Origin of the sequence: Gemmobacter fulvus, from assembly GCF_018798885.1 — a bacterium.
GTDB classification, from domain to species: Bacteria; Pseudomonadota; Alphaproteobacteria; order Rhodobacterales; family Rhodobacteraceae; genus Gemmobacter; species Gemmobacter fulvus.
The window spans coordinates 1,894,089-1,920,610 of sequence record NZ_CP076361.1 but is presented as its reverse complement, the minus strand read 5'-3'; the positions used below and the strand labels follow the sequence as shown (position 1 = coordinate 1,920,610).

General features: G+C 62.1%; 21 protein-coding genes. 10 read left to right on the top strand and 11 right to left on the bottom strand.

What is annotated here, in order from left to right; all coding sequences use genetic code 11:
• The first annotated feature begins 9 nt into the window (after positions 1–9).
• Genes tsaE through addA form a run of 5 tightly spaced genes read left to right on the top strand, consistent with a single transcriptional unit; the run spans position 10 to position 8,421 of the window.
• Positions 10–492: a tRNA (adenosine(37)-N6)-threonylcarbamoyltransferase complex ATPase subunit type 1 TsaE gene (gene tsaE, locus KM031_RS09380; protein WP_215505898.1), complete on the top strand. Its 483-nt coding sequence runs from the start codon at positions 10–12 to the stop codon at positions 490–492.
• Positions 485–1,501, top strand: a complete 1,017-nt coding sequence (locus KM031_RS09375) for an aminoglycoside phosphotransferase family protein (protein ID WP_215505899.1) — start codon at positions 485–487, stop codon at positions 1,499–1,501. The genes tsaE and KM031_RS09375 overlap by 8 nt, the downstream gene beginning before the upstream one ends.
• Positions 1,477–2,181 (top strand): nucleotidyltransferase family protein, encoded by a 705-nt coding sequence (locus KM031_RS09370; protein ID WP_215505900.1) that lies wholly within the window; start codon positions 1,477–1,479, stop codon positions 2,179–2,181. Before KM031_RS09375 ends, KM031_RS09370 begins: the two co-directional genes overlap by 25 nt.
• A complete protein-coding gene (addB, locus tag KM031_RS09365; RefSeq protein ID WP_215505989.1) occupies positions 2,174–5,101 on the top strand; it encodes a double-strand break repair protein AddB in 2,928 nt (975 codons plus the stop codon). The genes KM031_RS09370 and addB overlap by 8 nt, the downstream gene beginning before the upstream one ends.
• Entirely contained in the window at positions 5,098–8,421 is a 3,324-nt protein-coding gene (gene addA, locus KM031_RS09360) for a double-strand break repair helicase AddA (protein WP_215505901.1), read from the top strand. Before addB ends, addA begins: the two co-directional genes overlap by 4 nt.
• Here addA and KM031_RS09355 read toward each other — a convergent pair.
• Together KM031_RS09355 and KM031_RS09350 are read right to left on the bottom strand one after the other, a co-directional pair.
• A complete protein-coding gene (locus KM031_RS09355; RefSeq protein WP_215505902.1) occupies positions 8,405–9,289 on the bottom strand; it encodes a ribokinase in 885 nt (294 codons plus the stop codon). The two genes, addA and KM031_RS09355, sit on opposite strands and share 17 nt — an antisense overlap.
• A 12-nt stretch (positions 9,290–9,301) precedes the next feature.
• A complete protein-coding gene (locus KM031_RS09350) occupies positions 9,302–11,557 on the bottom strand; it encodes an NADP-dependent malic enzyme (protein WP_215505903.1) in 2,256 nt (751 codons plus the stop codon).
• Positions 11,558–11,689: 132 nt separating this feature from the next.
• Between KM031_RS09350 and mutS the strand changes: the two genes are divergently transcribed.
• Complete coding sequence (mutS, locus tag KM031_RS09345; protein ID WP_260691895.1) at positions 11,690–14,332, top strand: DNA mismatch repair protein MutS; 2,643 nt, start codon at positions 11,690–11,692, stop codon at positions 14,330–14,332.
• 33 nt (positions 14,333–14,365) lie between these two features.
• On the opposite strand, the gene KM031_RS09340 is transcribed toward mutS, so the two are convergent.
• Together KM031_RS09340 and hrcA are read right to left on the bottom strand one after the other, a co-directional pair.
• Positions 14,366–14,899, bottom strand: a complete 534-nt coding sequence (locus tag KM031_RS09340) for a nucleotide exchange factor GrpE (RefSeq protein ID WP_215505991.1) — start codon at positions 14,897–14,899, stop codon at positions 14,366–14,368.
• A 25-nt stretch (positions 14,900–14,924) separates the two neighbouring features.
• The gene (hrcA, locus tag KM031_RS09335) at positions 14,925–15,998 is read right to left on the bottom strand and encodes a heat-inducible transcriptional repressor HrcA (RefSeq protein WP_215505904.1); all 1,074 of its coding nucleotides are present in this window, start codon (positions 15,996–15,998) and stop codon (positions 14,925–14,927) included.
• 121 nt (positions 15,999–16,119) lie between these two features.
• Between hrcA and rph the strand changes: the two genes are divergently transcribed.
• From rph to KM031_RS09315, 4 genes are read left to right on the top strand one after another with little or no spacing between them, the layout of a single operon-like run.
• Complete coding sequence (rph, locus tag KM031_RS09330; protein ID WP_215505905.1) at positions 16,120–16,833, top strand: ribonuclease PH; 714 nt, start codon at positions 16,120–16,122, stop codon at positions 16,831–16,833.
• A 1-nt stretch (position 16,834) separates the two neighbouring features.
• The gene (rdgB, locus tag KM031_RS09325) at positions 16,835–17,443 is read left to right on the top strand and encodes an RdgB/HAM1 family non-canonical purine NTP pyrophosphatase (protein ID WP_215505906.1); all 609 of its coding nucleotides are present in this window, start codon (positions 16,835–16,837) and stop codon (positions 17,441–17,443) included.
• Between the two features lie 21 nt (positions 17,444–17,464).
• Positions 17,465–18,622 carry a radical SAM family heme chaperone HemW gene (hemW, locus tag KM031_RS09320; protein WP_215505907.1) on the top strand — a complete coding sequence of 386 codons (1,158 nt, stop codon included), beginning with the start codon at positions 17,465–17,467 and terminating at the stop codon, positions 18,620–18,622.
• The gene (locus KM031_RS09315) at positions 18,622–18,975 is read left to right on the top strand and encodes a YbaN family protein (RefSeq protein ID WP_215505908.1); all 354 of its coding nucleotides are present in this window, start codon (positions 18,622–18,624) and stop codon (positions 18,973–18,975) included. The genes hemW and KM031_RS09315 overlap by 1 nt, the downstream gene beginning before the upstream one ends.
• Here the strand turns inward: KM031_RS09315 and KM031_RS09310 are convergent.
• The 7 genes from KM031_RS09310 to hemJ all read right to left on the bottom strand — a co-directional run bounded on the left by KM031_RS09310 (position 18,950) and on the right by hemJ (position 26,365).
• On the bottom strand, positions 18,950–19,873 hold the full coding sequence (locus KM031_RS09310; protein WP_215505909.1) for a ParB/RepB/Spo0J family partition protein: 924 nt from the start codon (positions 19,871–19,873) through the stop codon (positions 18,950–18,952). The two genes, KM031_RS09315 and KM031_RS09310, sit on opposite strands and share 26 nt — an antisense overlap.
• A 2-nt stretch (positions 19,874–19,875) precedes the next feature.
• Positions 19,876–20,700 carry a ParA family protein gene (locus KM031_RS09305; RefSeq protein ID WP_215505910.1) on the bottom strand — a complete coding sequence of 275 codons (825 nt, stop codon included), beginning with the start codon at positions 20,698–20,700 and terminating at the stop codon, positions 19,876–19,878.
• A complete protein-coding gene (gene rsmG / locus KM031_RS09300) occupies positions 20,693–21,313 on the bottom strand; it encodes a 16S rRNA (guanine(527)-N(7))-methyltransferase RsmG (RefSeq protein ID WP_371879015.1) in 621 nt (206 codons plus the stop codon). Before rsmG ends, KM031_RS09305 begins: the two co-directional genes overlap by 8 nt.
• Positions 21,307–23,172, bottom strand: coding sequence for a tRNA uridine-5-carboxymethylaminomethyl(34) synthesis enzyme MnmG (mnmG, locus tag KM031_RS09295; protein WP_215505912.1), 1,866 nt, complete (start codon positions 23,170–23,172; stop codon positions 21,307–21,309). The genes rsmG and mnmG overlap by 7 nt, the downstream gene beginning before the upstream one ends.
• Positions 23,173–23,183: 11 nt before the next feature.
• Positions 23,184–24,476, bottom strand: a complete 1,293-nt coding sequence (mnmE, locus tag KM031_RS09290; RefSeq protein WP_215505913.1) for a tRNA uridine-5-carboxymethylaminomethyl(34) synthesis GTPase MnmE — start codon at positions 24,474–24,476, stop codon at positions 23,184–23,186.
• A 36-nt stretch (positions 24,477–24,512) separates the two neighbouring features.
• Complete coding sequence (rho, locus tag KM031_RS09285) at positions 24,513–25,784, bottom strand: transcription termination factor Rho (protein ID WP_215505914.1); 1,272 nt, start codon at positions 25,782–25,784, stop codon at positions 24,513–24,515.
• Positions 25,785–25,915: 131 nt separating this feature from the next.
• Positions 25,916–26,365: a protoporphyrinogen oxidase HemJ gene (gene hemJ, locus KM031_RS09280; protein ID WP_215505992.1), complete on the bottom strand. Its 450-nt coding sequence runs from the start codon at positions 26,363–26,365 to the stop codon at positions 25,916–25,918.
• Positions 26,366–26,522 lie beyond the last annotated feature (157 nt).

The following is a 26,522-nucleotide window of genomic DNA, read 5'->3' as shown; positions in this document are numbered from 1 at the left end:
ACTGCCCGGATGATCCACGCGTCCCATCTTTCGATCCACCTGGCCGATGAGGAAGCCACCACCCGCTTTGGCCAGTGGTGGGCCGCAAGGCTGCATCCCGGCATGGTTCTGCTGCTGGAGGGCGGTATCGGTGCGGGGAAAACCCATTTCGCCCGCGCGCTGATCCGGGCGCGTCTGGGCGAGGCGCTTGATATTCCATCGCCCACCTTCACCTTGGTGCAAACCTATGACGATCCGGCGGGCGACATCTGGCACACCGATCTCTACCGTCTGGGCCATTCCGACGAGGTGATCGAACTGGGGCTGGACGCGGCCTTTGCCACTGCGATCTGTCTGGTCGAATGGCCGGACCGGCTTGGCCGCCTGACCCCGCCCCATGCCATCCGGCTGGCCTTTGCGCCTGAGGGCGAGGGGCGGCGCGTGGAGGTGACGGCGCCGCAACACCCCGAACTGATCGCAGACGCAAGGCGCGACTGGGGCACCGATGACTGACCGTCGCGCCTTGTCAGAGACGTTTTTGGCCCGTGCCGGATGGGGCAGCGCCCAGCGCAGCTTTCTGGCGGGCGATGCCTCGGACCGCAGTTATGACAGGCTGCGGCAAGGCGGACAGAGTGCCGTTCTGATGGATGCGCCGCCCGGAAAGGGCGATGATCCTGCCGATTTCGTCGCCATGGCGCGGCACCTGACCGGGCTGGGCCTGTCTGCCCCCGCCATTCTGGCCGAAGATTTGGAGCAGGGATTCTTGCTGCTGGAGGATCTGGGGGATGGCATCTTTGCCCGCGTCATCGCGCAGGATCCCTTGCTGGAACAGCCGCTCTATGCCGCCGCCTGCGACGTGCTGTTGCATCTTCACAGCGCCCCGCCCCCCCATGGTCTCCCCGATCTTTCGGCGCAGGATTGGGCCGAAGCGGCGGCCTTTGTGCTGGACTGGTATCGCTGGGGCATCACGGACGAACGGATCGACAGCCGCGATTTCATCGCCTGCCTGCGCGATCTGCTGGCCTGCCATGCCGACGGCCCGCGCATCGTGATCTTGCGTGACTATCACGCCGAAAACCTGCTCTGGCTGCCAGAGAGGCAAGGGCTGGCGCGGGTCGGCTTGCTCGATTTCCAGCTCGCCCAGATGGGGCAACCCGCCTATGATCTTGTATCGCTGTTACAGGATGCGCGGCGCGATGTGGCGATCGAGACAGAGACCTCGATCTGCGCCCGCTTCCGCACTGCCACCGGCCAGACCGAGGCCGAATTCAGCGCCGCGTATGCGGTTCTGGGCACCCAGCGGGCGCTGCGGATTCTGGGCATCTTTGCCCGGCTGTGCCTGCATGGAGGCAAACCCGGTTATCTGCGTCTGATCCCGCGGGTGTGGCAGCAGTTGCGGCGCAATCTGGCGCATCCGGCTCTGGCCCCGCTGGCCCCGCTTTGCGCCCGCCTGTTGCCAGACCCCACCCCCGAAGCCCTTGCAAGGATCTCTTCCAAATGCCCGACCGCCCCGGCGCCCTGATGCTGTTTGCCGCCGGCTTCGGCACCCGGATGGGGGCGCTGACCGCCCATCGCCCGAAACCTCTGATCGAGGTGGCGGGGCGTGCGCTGATTGATCATGCGCTGCTGCAGGCAGAGCCGCTGGCGCTGCGGCGGATCGTGGTCAATCTGCATTACCTGCCCGATCAGATCCGGGCGCATCTGGCGGGGCGCGCCGATATCCGCTTCGCCGCAGAGCCGGACGAGATTCTGGAGACCGGCGGTGGCTTGCGCGCGGCACTGCCGCTGCTGGGGCCGGGGCCGGTGTTCACCCTGAACACCGATGCGGTCTGGGCCGGGCAAAACCCTCTGGCGCAGTTGCTGTCTGCCTGGGATCCGGCGCGCATGGATGCGCTGCTGCTGCTGCTGCCCGCCCCACAGGCCAAAGGCTTTGCCGGGACGGGCGACTTCGTGCTGGATGGCGAGGGGCGCATTGCGCGGGCCAAAGGCGCGCCGGGGTTGGCCTATCTGGGCGCGCAGATCCTGCGCACCGATCGGCTGGCAGAAATTCCCGACCGGGTGTTTTCGCTGAACCGGCTGTGGGACATGGCGATTGCCGAAGGCCGAGCCTTTGGCCATGTGCATCAGGGCGGCTGGTGCGATGTCGGCCACCCGGGCGGCATCGCCATGGCAGAGGCGCTGCTGGCGAATGATGATGTTTGACCCGGACCAACCCCGCCTGTTCGCCCTGCCCCCCGGCGCCGATTTTCCGGCCGAACTGGTGCGCGGGCTGAAGGCCCGGCTGGCCGAAGCCCCGCCCGAAGCCATGGCGCAGGTGCAGGTGTTCGTGAACACGCAACGGATGCGCCGCCGCATCATTGATCTGTTCAGCGCCGAGGGGGCAAGCTTTCTGCCCCGCATCCGGCTGATCACGGATCTGGGGGTCGAGGCGGCCATTGAAGGCATCCCCGCCGCAATTCCGCCCTTGCGGCGGCGGCTGGAACTGACCCAGCTTGTCGCGCGCCTGCTGGATGCGCAGCCCGATCTGGCCCCCCGCACAGCGCTTTATGATCTGGCCGACAGTCTGGCGACGCTGATGGACGAGATGCAGGGCGAGGGCGTGACGCCCGATGTGATTGCCGCACTCGATGTCTCGAACCATTCGGCGCATTGGACGCGCACGCAAAGCTTCATGCAGATCGTGCAGCCGTTTTTCGGCACCGATGATGCGCCGGACCCGGAGGCACGGCAACGGCGGGTGGTCGAGGCCCTGGCCGCGCGCTGGCAGGCCGCGCCGCCGCAAGGGCCGATCATCGTGGCGGGCTCCACCGCCTCACGCGGCACGACGCTGCGTTTCATGCAGGCGGTCGCGGCGCTGCCACAGGGCGCGCTGATCCTGCCGGGTTTCGATTTCGATCTGCCCGGCGCGGTCTGGGATGGCATGGGCGATGCCATGACCGCCGAAGACCATCCGCAATACCGCTTTCGCCGCCTGCTTGATCAGCTTGGCCACGGCCATGCCGGTGTCACGCATTGGAGCGGGCGGCCCGCCCCCTGCCCGGCGCGCAACCGGCTGGTGTCGCTGTCGCTGCGCCCCGCGCCCGTGACCGATCAATGGCTGACCGAGGGCCAGCACCTGACGGACCTGGCCGAAGCCACAGCGGCGATGACACTGATCGAGGCCGACAGCCCGCGCGACGAGGCGCTGGCGATTGCGCTGATCCTGCGCGAGGCGGCGGATCTGGGCAAGGTGACCGCGCTCATCACCCCGGATCGCGGGCTGACCCGGCAGGTGACTGCGGCGCTGGACCGTTGGGGCATCGTGCCCGACGATTCCGCCGGCAAACCGCTGGCGCTTTCGGCACCGGGGCGGCTGCTGCGGCATGTGTCGGGGCTGATGGGGCGGCGGCTGACCTCCGAAGCGCTGCTGACGCTGTTGAAACATCCGCTCACCGCATCGGACAGCGAACGCGGCACGCATCTGCGGCTGACGCGCGAGTTGGAGCTGAAGCTGCGCAAGTATGGGCCGCCCTTCCCTGAACCCGAGGCGCTGCGCGCCTGGGCCGAGGCCCGCAAGGACGACGCCGCAGGACCATGGGTGGAGTGGATCATCGCGGCGACCGCCGATCTGGAGGGCATGGGGCCACAGCCGCTGACCCTGCTGCTGGATCAGCATTTGGCCATCACAGAGACTTTGGCACGCGGCCCCTCGGGCACGGGCACCGGCGAATTGTGGCTGCAAACCGCCGGTGAGGCCGCCCGCAGCGCCATTGCCGGATTGCAGGCCGAGGCGGCGGCGGCCGGCCTGTTCACCGTGCAGGATTACCGCAACCTGTTTGATGCCATCCTGAACCGGGGCGAAGTCCGCGAAGAGGCCCTGGGCCATCCCCGGCTGATGATCTGGGGCACGCTGGAAGCCCGGGTTCAGGGCGCGGATCTGGTGATCCTCGGCGGGTTGAATGACGGGATCTGGCCGCAGATCCCTGCGCCGGACCCTTGGCTGAATCGCAAGATGCGCAAGGATGCGGGTCTGTTATTGCCGGAACGGCGGATCGGACTGGCCGCGCATGACTATCAACAGGCCATCGGCGCGCCGGAAGTGGTGCTGAGCCGCGCCCGCCGCGATGCCGAGGCGGAAACCGTGCCCTCGCGCTGGCTGAACCGGCTGACCAATCTTCTGGGCGGGCTTTCTGCCCGGAACGGGCCTGCGGCACTGGCCGCGATGAAGGCGCGCGGGCAGCACTGGCTTGATCTGGCGGATGCGCTGGAACGGCCCATGGCCCTCACCCCGTCGGCCCCGCGCCCGGCACCCCGCCCGCCGCTGGCGCATCGTCCACGCAAGCTGGCACTGACCCGGATCACCACGCTGATCCGCGATCCTTATGCGATCTATGCCCGCTATATCCTGCGGCTGAAGAAGCTCGACCCTTTGCACCGCACGGCAGATGCCCGGCTGCGCGGATCGTTGCTGCACGAAATTCTGGAAACCTTTGTCAAACAGCGCCAGCCCGAAAGCCGCCCCGAGGCACGGGCTCGCCTGCTGCGCATCGCTGAAACCGTGTTGCAGGCGCAGGTGCCCTGGCCCGCTGCGCGCACGCTCTGGCTCAGCCGGATGGAGCGGGCCGCAGATTTTTTCCTCGACCATGACGGCATCGACGGCGGAACCCCGGTGGGCATCGAAAAAACCGGAGAAGTGGCTCTGACACCGCTGGATTTTGCCCTCTATGGCACGCCGGACCGGATCGACCTTTTGCCGGATGGGCGGCTGCACATCCTCGATTACAAGACCGGTACGCCGCCCACACCAAAACAGCAGGAGCAATTCGACAAGCAGCTGCTGCTGGCCGCCGCGATGGCGGAACGTGGCGGCTTTGCCGAACTGGGCTTCGCGGATGTGGCGCGGATCAGCTATGTCGGGCTTGGCACCACGCCGAAACTGGTGGCAACCGAGATCACGCCCGAGATCACCGGCAAGGTGTGGCAGGATCTGAACCGGCTGATCACCCGCTATCTGAGCGAAGAGACCGGCTATGCCGCCCGTCGTGCGGTGTTCGACAGCCGCTTCCCCGGCGATTATGACCATCTCGCCCGCTTTGGCGAATGGGAAATGACCGACCGCACCCGCCCGGAGGATGTGGCATGATCCGCAATGATGCCAGCGAGCGCCAGGTGCAGGCCGCGCATCCGGGCCAATCCACCTGGCTCGCGGCCAATGCCGGATCGGGCAAGACACGCGTTCTGACGGATCGGGTGGCGCGGTTGCTGCTGGCCGGGGTGGAACCGGCGCGCATCCTGTGCCTGACCTATACCAAAGCCGCGGCATCCGAGATGCAGAACCGCCTGTTCAAGCGGCTTGGCGAATGGGCGATGAAACCTGACGGCGATCTGCACAAGGCGCTGGAAGAACTGGGCGTGGAAAGCGGTGTTTCCCGTGAAACATTGTCCGACGCGCGCCGCCTGTTTGCCCGCGCAATCGAGACGCCAGGCGGTTTGCGCATCCAGACGATCCACAGTTTCTGCGCCAGCCTGCTGCGCCGCTTTCCGCTGGAGGCCGGGGTATCCCCACAATTCACCGAGATGGACGACCGCGCCGCCAATCTGCTGCGCGACGAGATCATCGAAGAAATGGCCGAAACGCTGGCACCCGAGGCGGTGCGCGCCTTGGCCCGGCTTTATACCGGCGAGGATTTCGGCCAGTTGGCCCGCGAAGTGGCGAGCAACGCCGCGCATTTTACGCCGCCCCTGAGCCTTGCAGACTGCCATGCGCTGTTCGAGGTGCCCGAAGGCGAAACGGCCGAGGGCATTCTGGCCGATGTGCTGCTGGGCGACGAGGCGGATTGGCTGCCCGATGCGATTGCCCTGATTGCCCGGGGCAGCAGCACCGATGTGAAAACCGCCCAACGGCTTTCCGCGCTGGATCTGACGGTGCCGGGGCTTGGCCTGCTGGCCGCGATGGAGGATCTGTTTCTTTACGGCGAAAAGACCAAGGCCCCCTTTGCCGCAAAAACCGACAGCCTGCCGACCAAGGCAAGCCGCGCCGCCCTTGGCCCGCTGGGCGACAAACTTGCCGATCTGATGAGCCGGGTGGAAACCGCGCGCCTGCGCCGCATCGCGCTGACAGCCGCCGAACGCACCGCCGCGCTGCATGGCTTTGCCGCCGTGTTCCTGCCGCTCTATGCCAGACGCAAGATGCTGCGCGGCGCGCTGGATTTCGATGATCTGATCGGGCGGGCGAAGGCTCTGCTGACCGATCCCGCCGTGGCGCAATGGGTGCTGTTCCGGCTGGACGGTGGCATCGACCATATTCTGGTGGACGAGGCGCAGGACACCTCGCCCGATCAGTGGAAGGTGATCGAGTTGCTGGCGCAGGAGTTCACCTCGGGGGCCGGCGCGCGCGACGTGGCGCGCACGATCTTTGTGGTGGGCGATCAGAAGCAGTCGATCTATTCGTTTCAGGGGGCCGATGTCTCGGCCTTTGCCCGGATGCGCGAGACGTTCTGCGCCCGGTTGACCGATATTGCTGCGCCGTTTCAGGCGCTGGAACTGGAGTATTCGTTCCGCTCGTCGCAGGCGATCTTGCGGCTGGTGGATGAAACCTTTGCCCCGCATCTGCATCAGGATCTGGGGGGGGCCTCCAGCCATATCGCGTTCAAGGATGCGATGCCGGGCCGGGTGGAGATCTGGCCACCCATCGCCCCTTCCGCCAACCCGGAAGACGAGGATTGGGCCGATCCGGTGGATCTGATCAGTGGCGAGCATCACGCGGCAGAGCTGGGCCGCAAGGTGGCCACGCGTATTGCCGAAATTCTCTCAGCAGGCACGATGATCCCGGGCGAGCATGGCCCCCGCCCGGTTCATGCCGGGGATTTCCTGATTCTGGTGCGGCGGCGCTCGCCGCTGTTTTCCGAGGTGATCCGCGCCTGCAAAGCCGCGGGCCTGCCGATTGCCGGGGCAGACCGGCTGCATCTGGGCGGCGAAATGGCAGTGAAGGACATCACCGCCCTGCTGGCGTTTCTGACCACGCCCGAGGATGATCTGGCATTGGCCGAGGTGCTGCGCTCGCCCCTGTTCGGCTGGAGCGAGGCGCAGCTTTATCGGGTGGCCCAACCGCGCAGCGGCTATCTCTGGGCAGCGCTGCGCGAGTCGGCGGCGGATTACCCCGACACCTTTGCCATGCTTCAGGATCTGCGCGATCAGGCCGATTACCTGCGGCCCTTCGATCTGATCGAACGTGCGCTGACCCGCCATGATGGCCGCCGCAAGCTGCTGGCCCGCCTTGGGGCCGAGGCGGAAGACGGCATTGACGAGCTGCTGTCGCAGGCGCTGGCCTATGAACGCAACGATGTGCCCAGCCTGACCGGCTTTCTGACCTGGTTGCAAAGCGACGAGGTGCAGGTGAAGCGGCAGATGGACAGCGCAGGGCAGAAGATCCGGGTGATGACGGTGCATGGGGCAAAGGGGCTGGAGGCGCCGATCGTCATCCTGCCCGATACTGCCGATCACCGGCCCAATGACCGGGACGAGCTCTATCGGCTTGGCTCCGGCGCCATGGTCTGGCGCACTCCAGCCAGTGACAGCCCCACCGCAATTGCCGAAATCCGCCGGGAGCGGCGGGATCGGGCGCGGGCGGAATCCATGCGTCTGCTTTATGTCGCGCTGACCCGCGCGCAAAGCTGGCTGATCGTCGCGGCGGCGGGCCAGCTTGGCTCGCAAAGTGACAAGAAGGCCAAATCGGATGAAGAGCGCGACCCCGCTTGGTATGATCTGATCACCGCAGGGGCGGCACGTCTGGGGGCCGAGGCCGCGCGCGATGGCGGGCTTGTCTATAGCTTGGGCGCCTGGCCAGAGGCGGTGGGTTCCGCCATCGCCCCGGCCCCCCTGCCAGCCAGCCCGGCCTTGCCGGACTGGGCCACCTACCCTGCCGCAGCCCCTGACCGCCCGGCGCAGATGCTGCGGCCCTCTGATCTGGGCGGGGCGAAGGTTCTGCCGGGTGAAAGCGACGGCGAAGGTGATGCCGCCCGACAGCGTGGTACCCTGCTGCATCTGCTGCTGGAATATCTGCCCTCGCATGATCCGGCGCATTGGCCCGCCCTTGCCGCATCGCTGGTGCCCGAGGCGGATCTGCGGGAGAGCCTGCTGGCCGAGGCCACATCGGTGATGTCGGCACCAGAACTGGCCGGGATTTTCACCCCTGCGGCGCTGACAGAAGTGTCTGTGACTGCTGAATTGGATGGTCAGCGCATGTTTGGCACCATTGACCGGCTGATCCTGCACCCGGATCATGTGCTGGCAGTGGATTACAAATCCAACCTGCTGGTGCCGGATCGGCCCGAGGATGTGCCCGACGGATTGCTGCGCCAGATGGCGGCCTATCGCGTGGCGTTGCAGCAAATCTATCCGGGTAAACGCATCGACACCGCCATCCTGTGGACGCGGGCCGCCCGGCTTATGCGGGTGGGATAGCGCGGCTCTGGGCGCGTAGGAAATCATCCACCTCGGAAGCTGCGGGGATGGCCTGCGCGGCCCCAGCACGTGTGACCTGCACGGCAGATGTGGCTGACGCGCGCCGCATGGCCGCAGCACGGTCCAACCCCAGATCGAGGCCTGCCGCCAAAGTGCCGATAAACGTATCGCCTGCGCCGGTCGTATCAACCGGGGTCACCTTGAACGCGGGCACAAAAAGCGGCTCTGTGGCTGCGGAAATCCACTCTGCGCCTTCGGCCCCTTTGGTGATGATCACATCCATCGGCGGCAATTGCCCTTCTGCGGCGCGCAGTTGGGCGGCCTCCACCTCGTTCATCACCAGAAGGCTGACATGCGGCAAGACGGCGCGCACGGCAGCAATGTCGAACGGAGCGGCGGAATAGATCACCCGCATCCCCTTGGCAGCCGCGATGCGGGCAGCTTCGGCCTGCATCGCCGTTTCATTCTGCATCATCAGCGTATCCTGCGGCCCGGCCTCGGCCAAAGCGGCGTCAATCATCGCAGCGGTCAGGCTGCGATTTGCCCCCGGAAACAGCACGATGTTGTTTTCAGCCGCCGGATCCACATAGATGATGGCATGGCCCGTCGGCACATCGCCGCGCGTGACATGCCGCAGATCAACGCCATACCCGGTCATGTCCGCCAGCACCCAGTCACTGCCCGGCCCCAGCGCCCCGATATGAAAACAAACGGCCCCGGCACGGGCAGCTGCGACCGACTGGTTCGCGCCCTTGCCGCCCAGGCCCATCGTATAGCCCTCTGCCGACAGGGTTTCCCCCGGCAAAGGCAGGTGCGGCACGTGATACACATGGTCGATATTGATCGAACCGAGATTGTAGATCGCCATGCCGCTTCCCCCTTAGCCGATCTTGCAGGCAGCCATGACCGCCATGTTCAGAATGTCATTCACCGTGGAATTGGTCGAGCAGATCTGGATCGGCTTCCTGACCCCGGTCAGGATCGGGCCGATCACCGTGGCCCCCGCCATTTCCTGCATCAGCTTGACCGAGATGGAGGCCGAATGCCGCGCCGGCACCACAAGGATATTGGCGGGGCCCGACAGGCGGCAGAACGGGTATTGCATCATGGCCTGCGCATTCAGCGCCACGTCCACCGTCATTTCGCCTTCGTATTCAAAATCCACCTTCATATCGTCCAGCACCTTGGCCGCCATGTGCATCTTGGTGGCCCGTTCCGACACCGGATAACCGAAGGTGGAGAAGCTGACAAAGGCCACGCGCGGTTCCAGCCCGAGGCTGCGCGCCACGCCGGCGGCCTTGGTCGCGATCACCGCCAGATCCTGTTCATTCGGCCATTCATGCACCAGCGTATCGGCGATCAGCACGATGCGCCCCTTGTGCAAAAGTGCCGTCACCCCCACCGCGCCATCTGCCGCCTTGGCATCGAACACATGGTTGATCAGGCTCAGCACATGCGCGGATTTGCGGGTGGCCCCGGTCACCAGCCCGTCACCATGGCCGTGTTGCAGCATCAGGGCCGAAAACACATGCCGGTCCCGCGCGGCAAGGCGGTGAATGTCGTGGCGGTCAAAACCTTCGCGTTGCAGGCGCTGATACAGGAAGTCCTTGTATTGATCGAGGTGGCGGGTATTGGCGGCGTTCACGATCTCCAGTTCGCGCACGGCATCATGCAGGCCGACCGAATCGAGCTTTTCGCGCACATCCGCCTCGCGCCCCACCACCAGCGCCCGGCCCAGACCGGCCCGCTGATAGGCCACAGCCGCGCGCAGAACGCGCGGATCATCGCCTTCGGCAAAGATCATGCGCGCCTGTGCCGCCTTGGCCCGGGCATGGACGCCTTGCAGGATGGAGGCCGTCGGATCCATCCGCGACTTCAGGCTCAGCTCATAGGCATGCAGGTCGATGATCGGGCGGCGCGCCACGCCGGTATCCATGCCCGCCTTCGCCACCGCCGGCGGGATGACGTAGATCAGCCGCGGATCAAACGGGGTGGGAATGATGTAATCGCGCCCGAAGCTGAGCTTGCGGCCATAGGCCATCGCCACTTCATCCGGCACATCCTCGCGCGCAAGCGCCGCAAGCGCCTTGGCGCAGGCAATCTTCATCTCGTCATTGATGGCGCGGGCGTGAATGTCCAGCGCGCCCCGGAACAGATAGGGGAAGCCGAGGACGTTGTTCACCTGGTTGGGGTAATCACTGCGCCCGGTGGCCACGATGGCATCGGCGCGCACGGCATGGGCCTCTTCCGGGGTGATTTCCGGGTCGGGGTTCGCCATGGCGAAGATCACCGGATTGTCGTTCATCGAGGCGATCATTTCCGGCGTCACCGCCCCCTTGGCCGATACGCCAAGGAACACATCGGCCCCGGTCATCGCCTCTTCCAGCGTGCGGGCATCGGTGCGCGCGGCATGGGCCGACTTCCACTGGTTCATGCCTTCGGTGCGGCCCTGATAGATCACGCCCTTGGTGTCGCACATGATGCAATTGTCATGCTTGGCACCCATCGCCTTGATCAGCTCCAGACAGGCGATCCCGGCTGCGCCTGCGCCATTCAGCACGATCCGGCAGTCTTCGATCTTCTTCCCGCTGATCTCCAGCGCGTTGATCAGACCGGCCGCGCAGATCACGGCGGTGCCGTGCTGATCGTCATGGAACACCGGAATGTCCATGATCTCTTTCAGGCGCTGTTCGATGATGAAACATTCCGGCGCCTTGATGTCTTCAAGGTTGATACCCCCGAAGGTCGGCCCCATCAGCGAGACGGCTTTGATGATCTCTTCCGGATCTTCGGTATCCAGTTCGATGTCGATGGCGTTCACGTCGGCAAAACGCTTGAACAGCACCGCCTTGCCTTCCATCACCGGCTTGGAGGCCAACGCACCAAGATTGCCCATGCCCAGAATGGCCGTGCCATTGGAGATCACCGCAACCATGTTGCCTTTGACCGTATAGTCATAGGCCGTTTCGGGCCGGTCGGCGATGGCCTGCACCGGGACCGCAACACCGGGGCTATAGGCCAGCGACAGGTCGCGCTGGGTTGCCATCGGCGTGGTTGCGACAATTTCATATTTGCCGGGTTTCGGTTCCAGATGATAGGCGAGCGCCTCTTCCGGGGTGATCTTGGTCTTGGTCATCAGGGGGCCATCCTGCATTGATATCCCAGCCGTCATAACGCCCCTGCCCGCGCCTGCCAACGCCGCACTTGGCGCTTTTCCCCGGCGGGGGGGTTTTGTAGGGTCGCCAGGCTGCTTTGGGGGAAGAACCGCGTGAGTGATGACAGCGTAACGCCGATGATGGCACAATATCTGGAGATCAAGGCGCAGTATCGGGATGCGATCCTGTTCTACCGGATGGGCGATTTCTACGAGATGTTCTTTGACGATGCGGTGGCCGCATCTGAGGCGCTGGATATTGCGCTGACCAAACGCGGCAAGCATCTGGGCGAAGATATCGCCATGTGCGGCGTGCCGGTTCATGCCGCCGAAGGGTATCTGCTGGCGCTGATCCGCAAGGGCTTTCGCGTGGCGATTGCCGAGCAGATGGAAGATCCCGCCGAGGCCAAGAAGCGCGGCTCCAAATCCGTGGTGCGGCGCGATGTGGTGCGGCTGGTCACACCGGGCACCCTGACCGAAGACAGCCTGCTGGAGGCGCGGCGGCACAATTACCTTTGCGCCTTTGCCGAGGTGCGCGACGAGGCGGCTTTGGCCTGGACCGATATTTCCACCGGCGAGTTGCGGGTGATGCCCTGCCCCCCCGCCCGCCTGCCCCCCGAACTGGCCCGGCTTGCGCCGCGCGAAGTGCTGGTAGCCGAGGACCATGGCGCCGATCTGGCCCTGATCGTCACCGAGATTGGCGCAGCGATCACGCCGATGGCGCGGGCGAGCTTTGACAGCACCGGCGCGGAAAAGCGGCTCTGTGCCCTGTTTCAGGTCACAACGCTGGATGCCTTTGGCGCGTTTGACCGCGCCGAACTGGCCGCACTGGGCGCCTTGGTCGACTACCTTGATCTGACGCAAAGGGGCAAACTGCCGCTGCTGCGCGCGCCGCAGCGCGAGGCTTTGGGCGGCGCGATGCAGATCGACGCCGCCACTCGCCGCAATCTGGAGATCACGGCCGCGCTGTCCGGTGGCCGCGCCGGATCCTTGCTGGATGCGGTTGACCGCAGCGTGACTGCGGGCGGTGCGCGGCTGTTGGAACGGCGCCTATCCAGCCCCTCGCGCGATCTGGTGCAGATCACCGCACGCCATGATGCCGTGGCACATCTGCTTGATGCCACCCGCCTGCGTGACGACCTGCGCGCCGCGCTGCGCCGGGTGCCGGACATGGACCGCGCGCTGTCACGGCTCGCGCTGGACCGGGGCGGCCCGCGCGACCTGGCCGCGATCCGCAACGGGCTGGAAAATGCGGCATTGATTGCCACGCTGATGTCTGGCGTGGAGCCAGGACTTCTGACAACAGCCGCCACGGGCCTGCGCGGGCATGACGAACTGATTTCCCTTTTGGATCAGTCTCTTGTCGCCGAACCTCCGCTTCTGGTGCGCGATGGCGGCTTCATCGCCCCCGGTTATGACGGCGATCTGGACGAGACACGGCGTCTGCGCGACGAGGGCCGTGGCGTGGTGGCTGCCATGCAGGCCGACTACATCGCACAAAGCGGCATACAGAGCCTGAAGATCAAACATAATAATGTGCTGGGTTATTTCATCGAGACGACCTCGACCCATGCCGAAAAGATGCAAGCCTCGCCGCTGAACGAAACCTTCATCCACCGGCAGACCACGGCGAACCAAGTGCGGTTCACCACCCTGCCGCTGAGCGAGATCGAGACACGTATCCTGAACGCCGGCAATCACGCATTGGAACTTGAGAAGCGCCACTTCGCCGTGCTGCGCCAAGCCGTGCTGGATCAGGCGGGACCGATCGGGGTGGCGTCACAGGGGTTGGCGGAGCTGGATGTGGCGGGCAGCTTTGCCGATCTGGCGCTGGCCGAAGACTGGATCCGCCCGCGCGTGGATGACAGCCACGCCTTCCACATCGAAGGCGGGCGGCATCCGGTGGTGGAGCGCGCATTGCGGCGTCAGGGCGGCACTCCCTTTGTCGCCAATGACTGCGCATTGACCGAAACCGGCACCCCGGCGATCTGGCTGCTGACCGGCCCGAACATGGCGGGTAAATCCACCTTCCTGCGACAGAACGCGCTGATCGCCCTGATCGCACAGGCGGGCGGCTATGTGCCCGCCCGTGCCGCGCATATCGGGCTTGTCAGCCAGTTGTTCAGCCGGGTCGGGGCCTCGGACGATCTTGCGCGCGGCCGCTCCACCTTCATGGTCGAAATGGTCGAGACGGCGGCGATCCTCAATCAGGCCGATGCGCGGGCGCTGGTGATCCTGGACGAGATCGGGCGCGGCACCGCCACCTATGACGGCCTGTCCATCGCCTGGGCCACGCTGGAACATCTGCATGACGTGAACCGCTGCCGGGCGCTGTTTGCCACGCATTATCACGAGATGACCGCGCTTTCCGCCAAGCTCAGCGGCGTGGAAAATGCCACCGTCACCGTGAAGGAATGGGACGGCGAGGTGATCTTTCTGCATGAGGTGAAAAAGGGCGCCGCAGACCGCAGCTATGGCGTGCAGGTGGCCCGTCTGGCCGGTCTGCCATCGAGTGTCATCGACCGCGCGAAGGTGGTGCTGGAGGCGCTGGAAGCGGGCGAGCGGAGCGGTGGCAGCAAAGCCAAGGCGCTGATCGACGATCTGCCGCTGTTCCGCGCCGCCCCTGCCCCGGTGGCCAAACCGGCGGCCAGCAAAGCCTCGGCGGTGGAACTGCGCCTGCGCGAGGTGCATCCCGATGCGCTGAGCCCGATCGAGGCGCTGAACCTGATCTATGAACTGAAACAGGCGCTGGACTGACCAGCGCCTGTTCGGGGTCTTTGCAGGCTGGGATCAGCCTTGGGTGTTTGACGACACGCCCACCTGCGCCGGGCGCAGCAGACGGTCATGCAGAAGGAAGCCTTCCGTCATCACCTGAATGATTTGCCCGGCCTTGGTGCCCGGCAATGGAGCCTCGAACATCGCCTGATGTTGTTGCGGATCAAAAACATCGCCGATTTCCGGCATGATCGGCGTCACGCCATGTTTGGTCAACACCGACAGCAGCTCGCGCAGCGTCAGCTCCACGCCCTCGATCAGAGCGGCAGCCTGCGCGCGATGCTCATCCGTGGCGGCATTCAGGGCGCGGCGCAAGTTGTCATAGACCGGCAGCATGTCGCGGGCGAGCTTGGAGCCGCCATATTGCTCGGCCTCGCGCCGATCCCGCTCGCCCCGCTTGCGCGAGTTTTCCGCATCGGCCAATGCGCGCATGAATTTGTCGCGCAGCTCGTCGCGTTCGGCGCGCAGCGCCTCCAGTTCATCGGCCTCAATGAACTCTTCAAAATCTTCCAGCTTGAGATCGCCTGGCCCTGCCTGATCCTGCGCCATCTTCGTCATCCTCGTTTCTTCGCCTTCATCCCCTGCCGCGGTCAGACACCATCCGACCGACAAGCTGCGCCGTGTAATCGACAATTGGCACGACACGCCCATAGTTGAGTCGCGTCGGACCGATGACACCCACAGCACCGATGATCTTCCGATCCGCGTTCATATAGGGAGAGACCACCAAAGAGGAACCCGAAAGTGAGAAAAGCTTGTTCTCTGAGCCAATAAAGATACGCACCCCTTCGCCCTCATCGGTCAGCTCCAGAAACTCGGCAATGTCGCGCGTGCGTTCAAGATCGTCGAACAGCCGCCGGATGCGGTTCAGGTCATCGGCTTCAGACGTGCCTTCCAACAGATTGGCCCTGCCACGCACAATCAGCCGTTCGGTTTGCTCATCGGCATTTTCCCAGACGGCAAGACCGCTATCCACCAGCGCACGGGCCAGCGAATCAATTTCCTGACGGCGGCGGGCAATATCGGTGCGCACACTGCCACGCAGATCCGACAGGGTTTTTCCACCCGCCAGCGCATTCAGGAAATTCGCCGCCTCGCGCATGGCCGAAGGCGTCAGGCCCGGCGGCGGGGTAAACAGACGGTTTTCCACATGACCATCGGCAAAGACCAGCACCACAAGCGCGCTTTGCGGCGCGAGGTTGACGAATTCGATATGCCGGATCGCGGCTTCTTCGTGTTTTGGCGCCAGAACCAGACTCGCGCCCCGCGTGATCCCCGAAAGCGCCGCGCCAACCTTGTCCAGCAACGTGGCCACATCGGGCGCATTGTCGCCCAGGGTGGCATCCAGCATTTCCCGGTCAGCGGTTGTGACCGATCCGACCTCAAGCAGGCCATCCACAAACATGCGCAGCCCCAGCTGCGTCGGCACCCGGCCGGCCGACACATGCGGGCTGTCCAGCAGCCCGAGATATTCCAGATCCTGCATCACATTGCGGATGGTCGCCGCACTGATCTTTTCGTTGAAATCCCGCGTCAGTGTGCGTGAACCCACCGGATCGCCCGAGGCGAGATACCCTTCGACAACGCGTCGAAACACTTCGCGCGAGCGGTCATTCAGTTCCGACAGGATCTTTGGGCCGTCTGACATGCTGTTCACCCGAAATTGCAGTCTGGCAAATTAAGGGCCAGAGGGGTGCAGCGTCAATGAGGGTTGCATCATTCCGTCTGCGATGGGTATCTGGCAGAAAGTTATACACAAGGATACTCACATGCGGCCCTCTGGACGGACACTCAATCAACTGCGCGCAGTCAGCATCGAAACCGGCATCACCAAACATGCGGAAGGCTCTTGCCTGATCAAGATAGGCGACACGCATGTGCTGTGCACCGCGACCATTGAGGACAAGGCACCGCCCTTTCTGAAGAACACCGGGCTGGGTTGGGTGACGGCGGAATATGGCATGCTGCCGCGCGCCACCAACAGCCGCACCCGGCGCGAGGCGGCTGCGGGCAAACAAAGCGGTCGCACGCAGGAAATTCAGCGCCTGATCGGGCGAGCCCTGCGCGCAGGCGTTGACCGCTCGGCCTTGGGCGAACGGCAGATCGTCGTGGACTGCGATGTGATCCAAGCCGATGGCGGCACCCGCTGTGCGGCAATCACCGGCGGCTGGGTGGCGCTGCGCCTTGCAGTCAATCGTCTGCTCAAGGCAGGCGTCATCAGTTCGGACCCGATGCTGGATCATGTTGCGGCAGTTTCTTGCGGCATCTATGCGGGCCAGCCGGTTCTGGACCTCGACTATGCAGAGGATTCTGCGGCGGGCACCGATGCGAACTTTATCCTGACTGGGGCAAAGCGGCTGATCGAAGTGCAGATGTCGGCCGAGGGGGCCACCTTCTCGCGCGCTGAAATGATCGAGCTTCTGGATCTGGCGGAAGAGGGCGTCGCGGCCCTGGTTGCCGCGCAGAAAGCGGCGCTGGCCTGAGATGCGCAAGTTCCGCGAAGCACAGTTGGTTGTTGCCACGCATAATGCAGGCAAGCTGGAAGAAATTTCAGCCTTGCTTGCGCCGTTCCAGATCTCGGTGACCTCTGCGGGGGCGCTGGGTCTGGATGAGCCGACCGAGACCGAGACGAGTTTTGTGGGCAATGCACGGATCAAGGCCCATGCGGCCACGGCTGCGACGGGTCTGCCCTGCCTTGCGGATGATTCCGGCCTGATGGTTGATGCTTTGGGCGGCGCGCCGGGGGTCTATACCGCAAATTGGGCAGAAACGCCTACAGGTAGAGACTTTGATATGGCGATGCACAAGACATGGATGGAGCTGGAAGCCATTCAGGCCCCCTTCCCTCGCCGTGGCCAATTCTGCTGCACTCTCGTCCTCGCCTGGCCCGACGGACATGATGAAGTGTTCGAGGGCAAGATGGCCGGGCAGATCATCTGGCCCGGGCGCGGAACGCAGGGACATGGCTACGACCCAATTTTTCAGCCCGACGGCTATCAGCAGACCTTCGGCGAAATGGATCGTTGGGAAAAGAACAAGATCAGCCACCGGGCGGCGGCGTTCCGCAAACTGGTGGATGAATGTTTCACGTGAAACATGGCAAGGGGTGACGGCATGGACGATTGGCAGAACGCGGGATTTGGGCTTTACGTCCACTGGCCATTTTGCCAATCCAAATGCCCCTATTGCGACTTCAACAGCCATGTTGCTGCGGCGATAGATCAAAAGGCCTGGGCTGATGCCTATATCCGCGAGATCAATCGCATCGCCGCCCTTGTGCCGGGCCGCAGCCTGAAAACCATCTACTTCGGCGGCGGTACACCATCCCTGATGGCACCAGAAACCGTCGCTGCAGTCATTCAGGCTGCATCCACCGCTTGGTCACGCTCCAATGACATTGAAATCACACTGGAAGCGAACCCGACCTCAGTCGAGGCGGGGCGCTTTCAAGGATACAAAGATGCCGGGGTGAACCGCATCTCGCTTGGTGTTCAGGCGCTGAATGACGAGGATCTGCGCCGGTTGGGGCGGATGCACAGTGCGGCAGAGGCCACAACAGCGTTTGAGACAGCGACGTCTTTGTTTGATCGGGTCAGCTTTGACCTTATCTACGCCCGGCAGGATCAAAGTCTGCAAGCCTGGCGGAAAGAGCTTCAGGGCGCGCTGGCCATGTCTGTCGGCCACCTGTCGCTCTATCAGTTGACGATTGAAGATGGCACCGTGTTCGGCGAGCGCCATGCCCGTGGCCTGCTAAAGGGGCTGCCAAACGAAGATCTTGGAGCAGATTTTTACGATCTGACTCAGGATCTTTGTGGCGAAGCCGGGCTACCAGCCTACGAAATCTCAAACCACGCAAAACCGGGGCAGGAATCGCGCCACAATCTGATCTATTGGCAGGCAGGCGATTATGCAGGTGTCGGGCCTGGCGCACATGGGCGATTGACGCTGGATCAACGCGTTGCGACAAGCGCCGAGAAAAATCCCGCGCTCTGGCTCGCTTCTGCAATCAGCGACGGCGGTGTTCAGGACTTTGACGGCAGCCTGTCCTCGGAAGATCGAGGCCTTGAATATCTGCTGATGGGCCTCAGATTGTCAGATGGAATCAGCACTCAGAGGTTGTCGGCCATGCTACAGCGCGACCTGAAACCATCTGTGCTGAATGAACTGCAGGATCTTGGCATGATACAGCACAGTACCGGGCAATTGCAGGTGACTGACAAAGGTCGCCCCTTGTTGAACCAGATTCTGAAAAAGCTCACCGAGGCGCTGTGATGCAATTTTTGTGGGGCGCATTGGGGTTTTGCGCAGTCATTCTTGCCGTGATCGGCATCGTGACCCCCCTGCTCCCCACAGTGCCATTCTTGCTTTTGGCCGCGTTCAGCTTTTCAAAATCCTCGACACGGCTGCACACTTGGCTGATGGAGCATCCAAGGCTTGGACCGCCGATTCGCAACTGGGAAGCCCATGGCGCAATCAGCACCATGGCAAAGAAACTGTCTACAGTCTCGATGATTGCCGTTCTGGCGATCTCGTGGCTACTCAACGTGCCTGTTTGGCTTCTGGGAATACAGGCGGTGGTGCTGACCTGCGCCGCAGCCTTTATATGGAGCCGTCCCTCGGTGTAAGCGACAGCACCCGGCACAGAAGATCAAGATCATCCAGCGAGTTATAGCGCACGGAAAGCACGCCGCGCTCACCACCCGGTTCATGGTTGATCGACACCCCCATCTTCAGGTTCGCCGAAAGATCTGCTTCCAAAGCCCGCGTATCAGGATCCTTTTCGAACCCAGAGGACTTTCCTTTGCGGCCGGGAGTTGCAGTCCCTGGAGCCGCTGGTTTTCTCACAAGGTCTTCGGTTTCACGTACCGAAAGGCCGTTCTCGACAACCTGCCGTGCAAGCTCTGACGGATTTGGCGTGGTGATCAGCGCGCGAGCATGGCCAGCAGAGAGTTTGCCATCCTTGACCAAGGCCTGAACATCTTCCGGCAGGCTCAGCAACCGCAGAAGATTGGCAATATAGCTGCGGCTCTTGGACAGCGCCTCGGCAAGGCGCTCCTGCGTATGGCCGAAGCGGTCCATCAGTTGCCGGAAGGCAAGCGCCTCTTCGATCGAATTCAGATCTGAGCGCTGGATATTCTCGATGATTGCAACTTCCAGAACCTCCGTGTCATCAAACTCTCTGATGAGAACCGGAACCTCATGCAACCGCGCGATCTGTGCAGCACGCCAGCGACGTTCGCCAGCAACGATCTCATATTGGGTTGAATCCGCCAGCGGGCGGACGATCAGCGGCTGAAGAACGCCCTTCTGACTCAGCGATTTCGCCAGATCCTCCAGGCTTTCGGGCGAAAAGCTCCGCCGCGGCTGGTTCGGGTTTGGCTGAAGCCTCTCAACCGGCAGAATATCGGGTTTACGGGCAATCGGCTGATCTGGAGCAGTCTGCGTATTCGGTGCCAGATTGATGTCAGCCATCAATGCCGACAATCCGCGTCCAAGGCCCCTGCGCTCCATTTTCTTCTCCATGATCAGATCTTCCCTTTATGCCCGCCGAGGATACCGTGTCGCGCCGCGATTTCCAATGCCAAGGCCCGATAGGCTTCACTGCCCTTCGAACTGGAATCATAAGTCAAGACCGGCATGGCATAGGACGGCGCTTCGCTGACACGCACATTGCGCGGGATGATCGTGCCAAACACGAGGTCGCCCAGAGTTTCACGCACATCATTTTCAACCTGCTGCGACAGGTTGTTGCGGCTGTCATACATGGTCAGGACCACACCTTCGATCCGCAACTGCGGGTTTGCACCTTCGCGCACAGTCCGAATGGTGAGCATCAACTGCGACAGGCCCTCAAGCGCAAAGAATTCGCTTTGAAGCGGGATCAGAACGGAATGGCAGGCACAGAGCGCATTCACCGTCAGCAGGCTCAGGGAAGGCGGGCAATCGAGCAGGATGTAATCCAGCGCCAAGGTGTCGATATCTTTCTGGCGCAGGGCATCATGCAGCAAAAAGCTGCGCTTTTCGTTTGAAACCAGTTCGATATCCGCCGAAGCCAAATCGGCATTTGCAGGACAGATCAAAAGGTTCTCGATATTCGTTGGAATCACAGCCTCGGATATCGAAACATCCTCCAGAAGCACGTCATAGCTGGTCATCTGCCGTTGCGCGACATTCACACCCAGCCCGGTCGACGCGTTGCCTTGCGGATCAAGATCGACCAACAGCACCTTGCCGCCGAGTTCCGCAAGCCCTGCCGCAAGATTTATGGCTGTCGTCGTTTTACCCACGCCCCCCTTCTGGTTCGCGACCGCGATGATTTTCGGTTGACGGGGACGAGACAGGTCAGACATGGCGGATCTTCTTCAATTTCAAAACGAGCGCGTCTACACTTGTCTTACTCGGGAAGCTTTCCAGATTGAATGACCATTTCCTCCGGGCGACTTCAATCTCGGCTTCAGCGCCCGTGCCTTTCAAAAATACGGCAATTCCGTCTGCATCAAGATGGCGCTCAGCGAAATTGCACAGATCCGACAAGGATGCCAGGGCGCGCGCGGAAACCACATCCGCCAATCTTGGGGTCAGCGCCTCAATCCGTTCCGTCAGAACCGTGACATTGAGACCAAGCTCGCGGGACACCTGCCGCAGGAAGGTCGCTTTGCGTTGATCAACCTCGACAAGTTCAAAGCGCAGAGATGGCGCTACCTCTGCCGCGATGATCGCAAGAACGATCCCCGGAAGACCCGCGCCGCTACCAAGATCAAGCCAGAGCCTGGGCCCACTTGGCAGGTGCTGTGCCAACTGAGCGCTATCAGCAATATGCCGCTGCCAAATATCCGCTTCAGAGGACCGGGAAATCAGGTTGATAGCCTTGTTCCACTTCTGGATCAGCGCAACATATGAATCGAGCTTTTCGGATGTTTCACGTGAAACATCCAGCCCCGCCACTTGCAGATGCGTCATGATGCTGCCCGCAGCGCTTGCGCTTTACGAAGCCGAGACAGGATCAGGATCAGTGCGGCAGGCGTCATGCCTTCGATGCGGCTGGCCTGTGCGATATTCGTCGGCTTGATACGCAGCAGTTTTTGGGTCAGCTCACCAGAAAGACCCGAGAGCGAGCCATAATCGAAATCAGCCGGAATAATCATCGCCTCATCCCGTTTCAGGGCAAGCGCATCTGCCGATTGGCGCAACTCAAATTGCGCATAAAGCACATCATTGCGGATCTGCTGCTGCACATCAGTGTCCAAAACAGCAAAATCTTCACAAACTGCCGCAAACATCTCGGGAACCGCTGTCGGGAAGGCGAGCAATTCCAAGGCCGTCCGGCGACCACCATCCTGGCTGACAGGGATACCGATCTCACCAGCCTCTTTCGGTGTCAGCTTCACCGCACCAAGAGCAGCTTTGCCTTTGACGACCATCTCCATCTTCTCAGCGAAATATGCGGCCCGCGATGACGAAACGCAGCCAATGTCCATACCAAGCGGCGTCAACCTTTGATCCGCATTATCGGCACGGATGGAAAGGCGAAACTCTGCGCGCGAGGTGAACATGCGATAGGGTTCGGTAACACCATAGCTGAGCAGATCATCCACCATCACACCGATATAGCTCGATGTCCGGCTGAACAGCACAGCATCCTGATTCCGCGCGGCGCAGGCAGCATTCAGGCCCGCCACAAGCCCTTGGGCTGCCGCTTCTTCATATCCTGTGGTACCATTGATCTGGCCGGCAAAATACAGCCCTGGAATAGTTTTGCTTTCCAGCGTCTCACGCAGATTACGCGGATCGAAATAGTCATACTCGATGGCATAGGCCGGTTGCAGGATCTTCGCCTGCTCCAGCCCTTCTATCGAATGCACATAGGCTTCCTGAACCTCGATGGGCAGGGAGCTCGAAATGCCATTCGGATAGACCGTGTGATCATCCAGACCTTCTGGTTCCAGAAACACCTGATGGCTGGTTTTGTCAGAAAAGCGAACCACCTTGTCTTCGATCGACGGGCAGTAACGCGGGCCGACCCCTTCGATATGGCCGCCATACATCGCAGAGCGCGACAGGTTTTCGCGGATGATGTCGTGGGTCCGCTCATTCGTATGTGTAATGCCGCAAGCGATCTGCCGCGCAATCGGCTTTTTGTTCAGGAAAGAGAACAGCACCGGATCCTTGTCCCCGTCTTGCTGTTCAAGCTTTTCCCAATTGATCGTGCGGCCATCCAGACGTGGCGGGGTGCCGGTCTTGAGCCGCCCGCGCGCCAGATCAAAGGTTGCCAACCGTTCTGCCAAGGCAATCGACGGCTTGTCGCCCATGCGACCAGCGCTTTTCCGAACATCCCCGATATGGATGATACCGTTCAAGAAAGTGCCTGCCGTCAGAATCGTGCTGGCTGACCTGATCTCGCTGCCATCCGCCAATGTGACGCCAACGACACGGTCTCCTTCAAGCAGAAGATCGCAAACCTCGCCTTCGACAATCTCGAGAAAGGCATACTTTGCCAAGGCAGCCTGCATCGCGGCCCGATACAACGCCCGATCTGCTTGCGCGCGTGGCCCCTGCACTGCCGGGCCTTTGCGGCGATTCAGCAGGCGGAACTGAATCCCAGCCTCATCGGCTACGCCACTCATGACGCCATCAAGGGCATCAATTTCGCGTACAAGATGCCCCTTGCCCAAGCCACCAATAGCCGGATTGCAGGACATCGTGCCAATGTCTTTTCGATTGAGCGTGACAAGCGCAGTCTTTACGCCCATGCGGGCTGCCGCCGCAGCGGCTTCACATCCGGCATGGCCACCGCCAATAACCACAACATCGAAATGTTTCACGTGAAACATCCTTATTTTCCGATACAGAAACTGGAGAAGATCTCTCCAAGCACGTCTTCAACGCCAATGCGACCGATCAGAACATCAAGCGCCCGCATGGCTTGACGAATGTGCTCGGCCGCAAGCTCGATTCTATCCGCCCCAAGCTTTACCTCAGCCTGCGCCAATTCCAAAGCCTCAATGGCTTGGCTCACCGCAATGCGATGACGTTCGCGGATCAGCCCCGACGCCCCGGCACTGCGCTGTGACAAGATCTGGCCAATATCGCGCACCAGCATATCCATGCCCAAACCTGTTCGGCCCGATATCTGGCGATGAGGGCGATCCGGATAGATGTCAGCTTTGCCGAGCACCACAATATCACCATCCTTTAGCGCAACGGGTATATCATCCGCTGCATCATCCAGGATCACCAGTCGCAAATCAGCCTGCTGCGCCCGCTCAATTGCCCGAGAAATTCCGATCGCCTCGACTGAATCTGCAGTATCGCGGATACCCGCCGTATCCAGCAACGTCACCGGAAGGCCCGCGAGTTCCATCCTCACTTCGATCACGTCCCGCGTGGTGCCCGCGATTTCTGATGTGATCGCCGCATCCCGGCCCGCCAAAGCATTCAGGAGGGTGGATTTTCCGACATTCGGCGCCCCGATGATGGCAACCTCAAATCCGTCACGAATGCGTTCTGCCATCGCAGAGCCCGCAACCTGAGCACGCATTTCCACCAGCATCCGGCTCAACAATCCGGAAACTTCCGGCGTCACGTCGACCGGAACGTCCTCATCGACAAAATCAATCGTCGCTTCCAGAAGTGCCGCCGCCCGCAGCATGTTCTGCCGCCAACCTTCAACAGTCTTGCCCACATAGCCGGACAAAACGCGCTGCGCCTGGCGGCGTTGCTCTTCGGTTTCTGCGTCAATCAGATCGGCAAGCCCTTCGACTTGCGAAAGGTCCAACCGACCGTTTTCAAGCGCGCGCCGCGTAAACTCGCCCGCTTCGGCCATCCGCAGCCCCGGCATCTCTGACAGCGCGCGCAACACAGCAGACACCACCGCAACAGAGCCATGCAGCTGAAGCTCGACAACAGCCTCACCTGTAAAGCTGGCATCTGCGCCAAACAGCAGCAACAGCCCTTCGTCTAGCAGCTCGCCCTTGTGCAGGATCCGACGCAGCGCTGCCTGCCGAGGCTTCGGCAAGGCACGCCCGGTCAGCAGAAAAGCCGTATCATGCGCCAGAGGGCCGGAAATGCGGATGACAGAAACACCCGCCCTGCCTCTGGCCGTGGCCAGTGCGTAAATCGTCTCCATGCTGCACTCCTGCGCCTGCCTGACCCGGCGCCCGACTCAGGTATTCATCGAATCGAAGAACTCCGAATTCGATTTCGTCTGTTTCAGTTTGGAAATCAGGAATTCGATGGCATCGGTCGTGCCCATCGGGTTCAGGATGCGGCGCAGGACATAGGTCTTTTGCAGATCCGATTTCTCGACCAGCAGGTCTTCTTTCCGGGTGCCGGATTTCAGAATATCCATCGCCGGGAACACACGCTTGTCGGCGACCTTGCGGTCCAGCACGATCTCGCTATTACCGGTGCCTTTGAATTCTTCAAAGATGACCTCGTCCATGCGCGATCCGGTATCAATCAGCGCCGTCGCGATGATGGTCAGCGATCCACCCTCTTCAATGTTCCGCGCCGCACCAAAGAAGCGCTTCGGACGTTGCAGCGCATTGGCATCCACACCCCCGGTCAAAACCTTGCCGCTCGACGGCACAACCGTGTTGAAAGCCCGGCCCAGACGCGTGATCGAATCGAGCAGGATGACAACATCGCGCTTGTGTTCGACAAGGCGCTTCGCCTTCTCGATCACCATTTCAGCCACAGCGACGTGCCGCGTTGCCGGCTCGTCAAAAGTCGAGGACACAACCTCACCCTTCACCGACCGCTGCATGTCAGTGACCTCTTCGGGCCGCTCGTCGATCAGCAGGACGATCAGGTAACATTCCGGGTGATTGATCGCGATGGAATGTGCAATATTCTGAAGCAGAACAGTTTTACCCGTCCGCGGCGGTGCCACGATCAGCGCACGCTGGCCTTTGCCGATGGGCGAGACGAGATCAATGATCCGGGCCGAACGATCCTTCACCGTCGGATCCTCGATCTCCATCTTCAGCCGCTCATCCGGGTAAAGCGGCGTCAGGTTGTCAAAGTGAACCTTGTGGCGCGCCCGTTCGGGATCATCAAAGTTGATCCGCGTCGCCTTCACCAGGCTGAAATAGCGCTCATTGTCGCGCGGTGCCTGAATCACACCCTCGATCGTGTCACCTGTGCGCAGCGAGAACTGGCGGATCATTTCCGGGCTGACATAGATATCATCCGGTCCGGACAGATAGTTGGCCTCCGGGCTGCGGAGAAAGCCAAAGCCGTCCTGCAGCACTTCCAGAACGCCGTCGCCGCCGATTTCCCAGCCTTCTTCCGCATGTTCCTTGAGGATCGAGAACATCATCTCGCCCTTCCGCATGGAAGGCGCGTTCTCGATTTCCCACTCCTCGGCCATCGACAAAAGATCTGCCGGTGTCTTGGCTTTGAGGTCTGCAAGGTTCAAGCGTTCGGAAGTCATAAATAACCGTTCATCTGTGGCTCCACCCCGTCAGAGGGGCTGCCAATGCTGTATCATCAAGGGAAACGCATCCGGCCGGACGGCCATGCTTGCCGACCGCTTACCGGATGCGCTGCAAAAAGTCAATCAGATCAGAATTTCACGATGACCGATGCGACGATCACGATCATCAAAACCGTCGGAACCTCGTTCATCAGGCGGTAGCGCCGTCCGCTGAGCCTGTTGTCGCCCTGCGCGAAGGCCTTGCGCTGTCGGCCCAGCCACATGTGAAACCAGGTCATGCCCAGCACCGCTGCGGCCTTGCTCCAGGGCCAGATCATCGACCAGTCGACAATGCCGGGGGTCACGACCAGTGCCAGACCAAACAGCCAGGTCGTCAGCATAGCAGGTGCCATGATGGCGCGCAGCAGCCGCCGTTCCATGGTCTGGAACATGCGATCCGTCGCAGTTCCCGCGTCCACCTGTTCTGCGTGATAGACGAACAGTCGTGGCAGGTAGAACAAACCTGCCATCCAGCTGATCACCGAGATGACATGTAGGACTTTCACCCAAAGATATGCGTCAGGAAGTATGTCGATCATCATGTGCCCTTCTTTACTTACTTCTTCTTAAAGAAAGAAAAGAGAAAAGGAATGATGATGTAGGGACAGGGGATAAGCGAATTTCGGAAGAGTTCCCCGCGTTTGTCCACAAGCAAGATCCTCGGGATAAGCCGCTCCGTCTGAGGGTCGACAATCT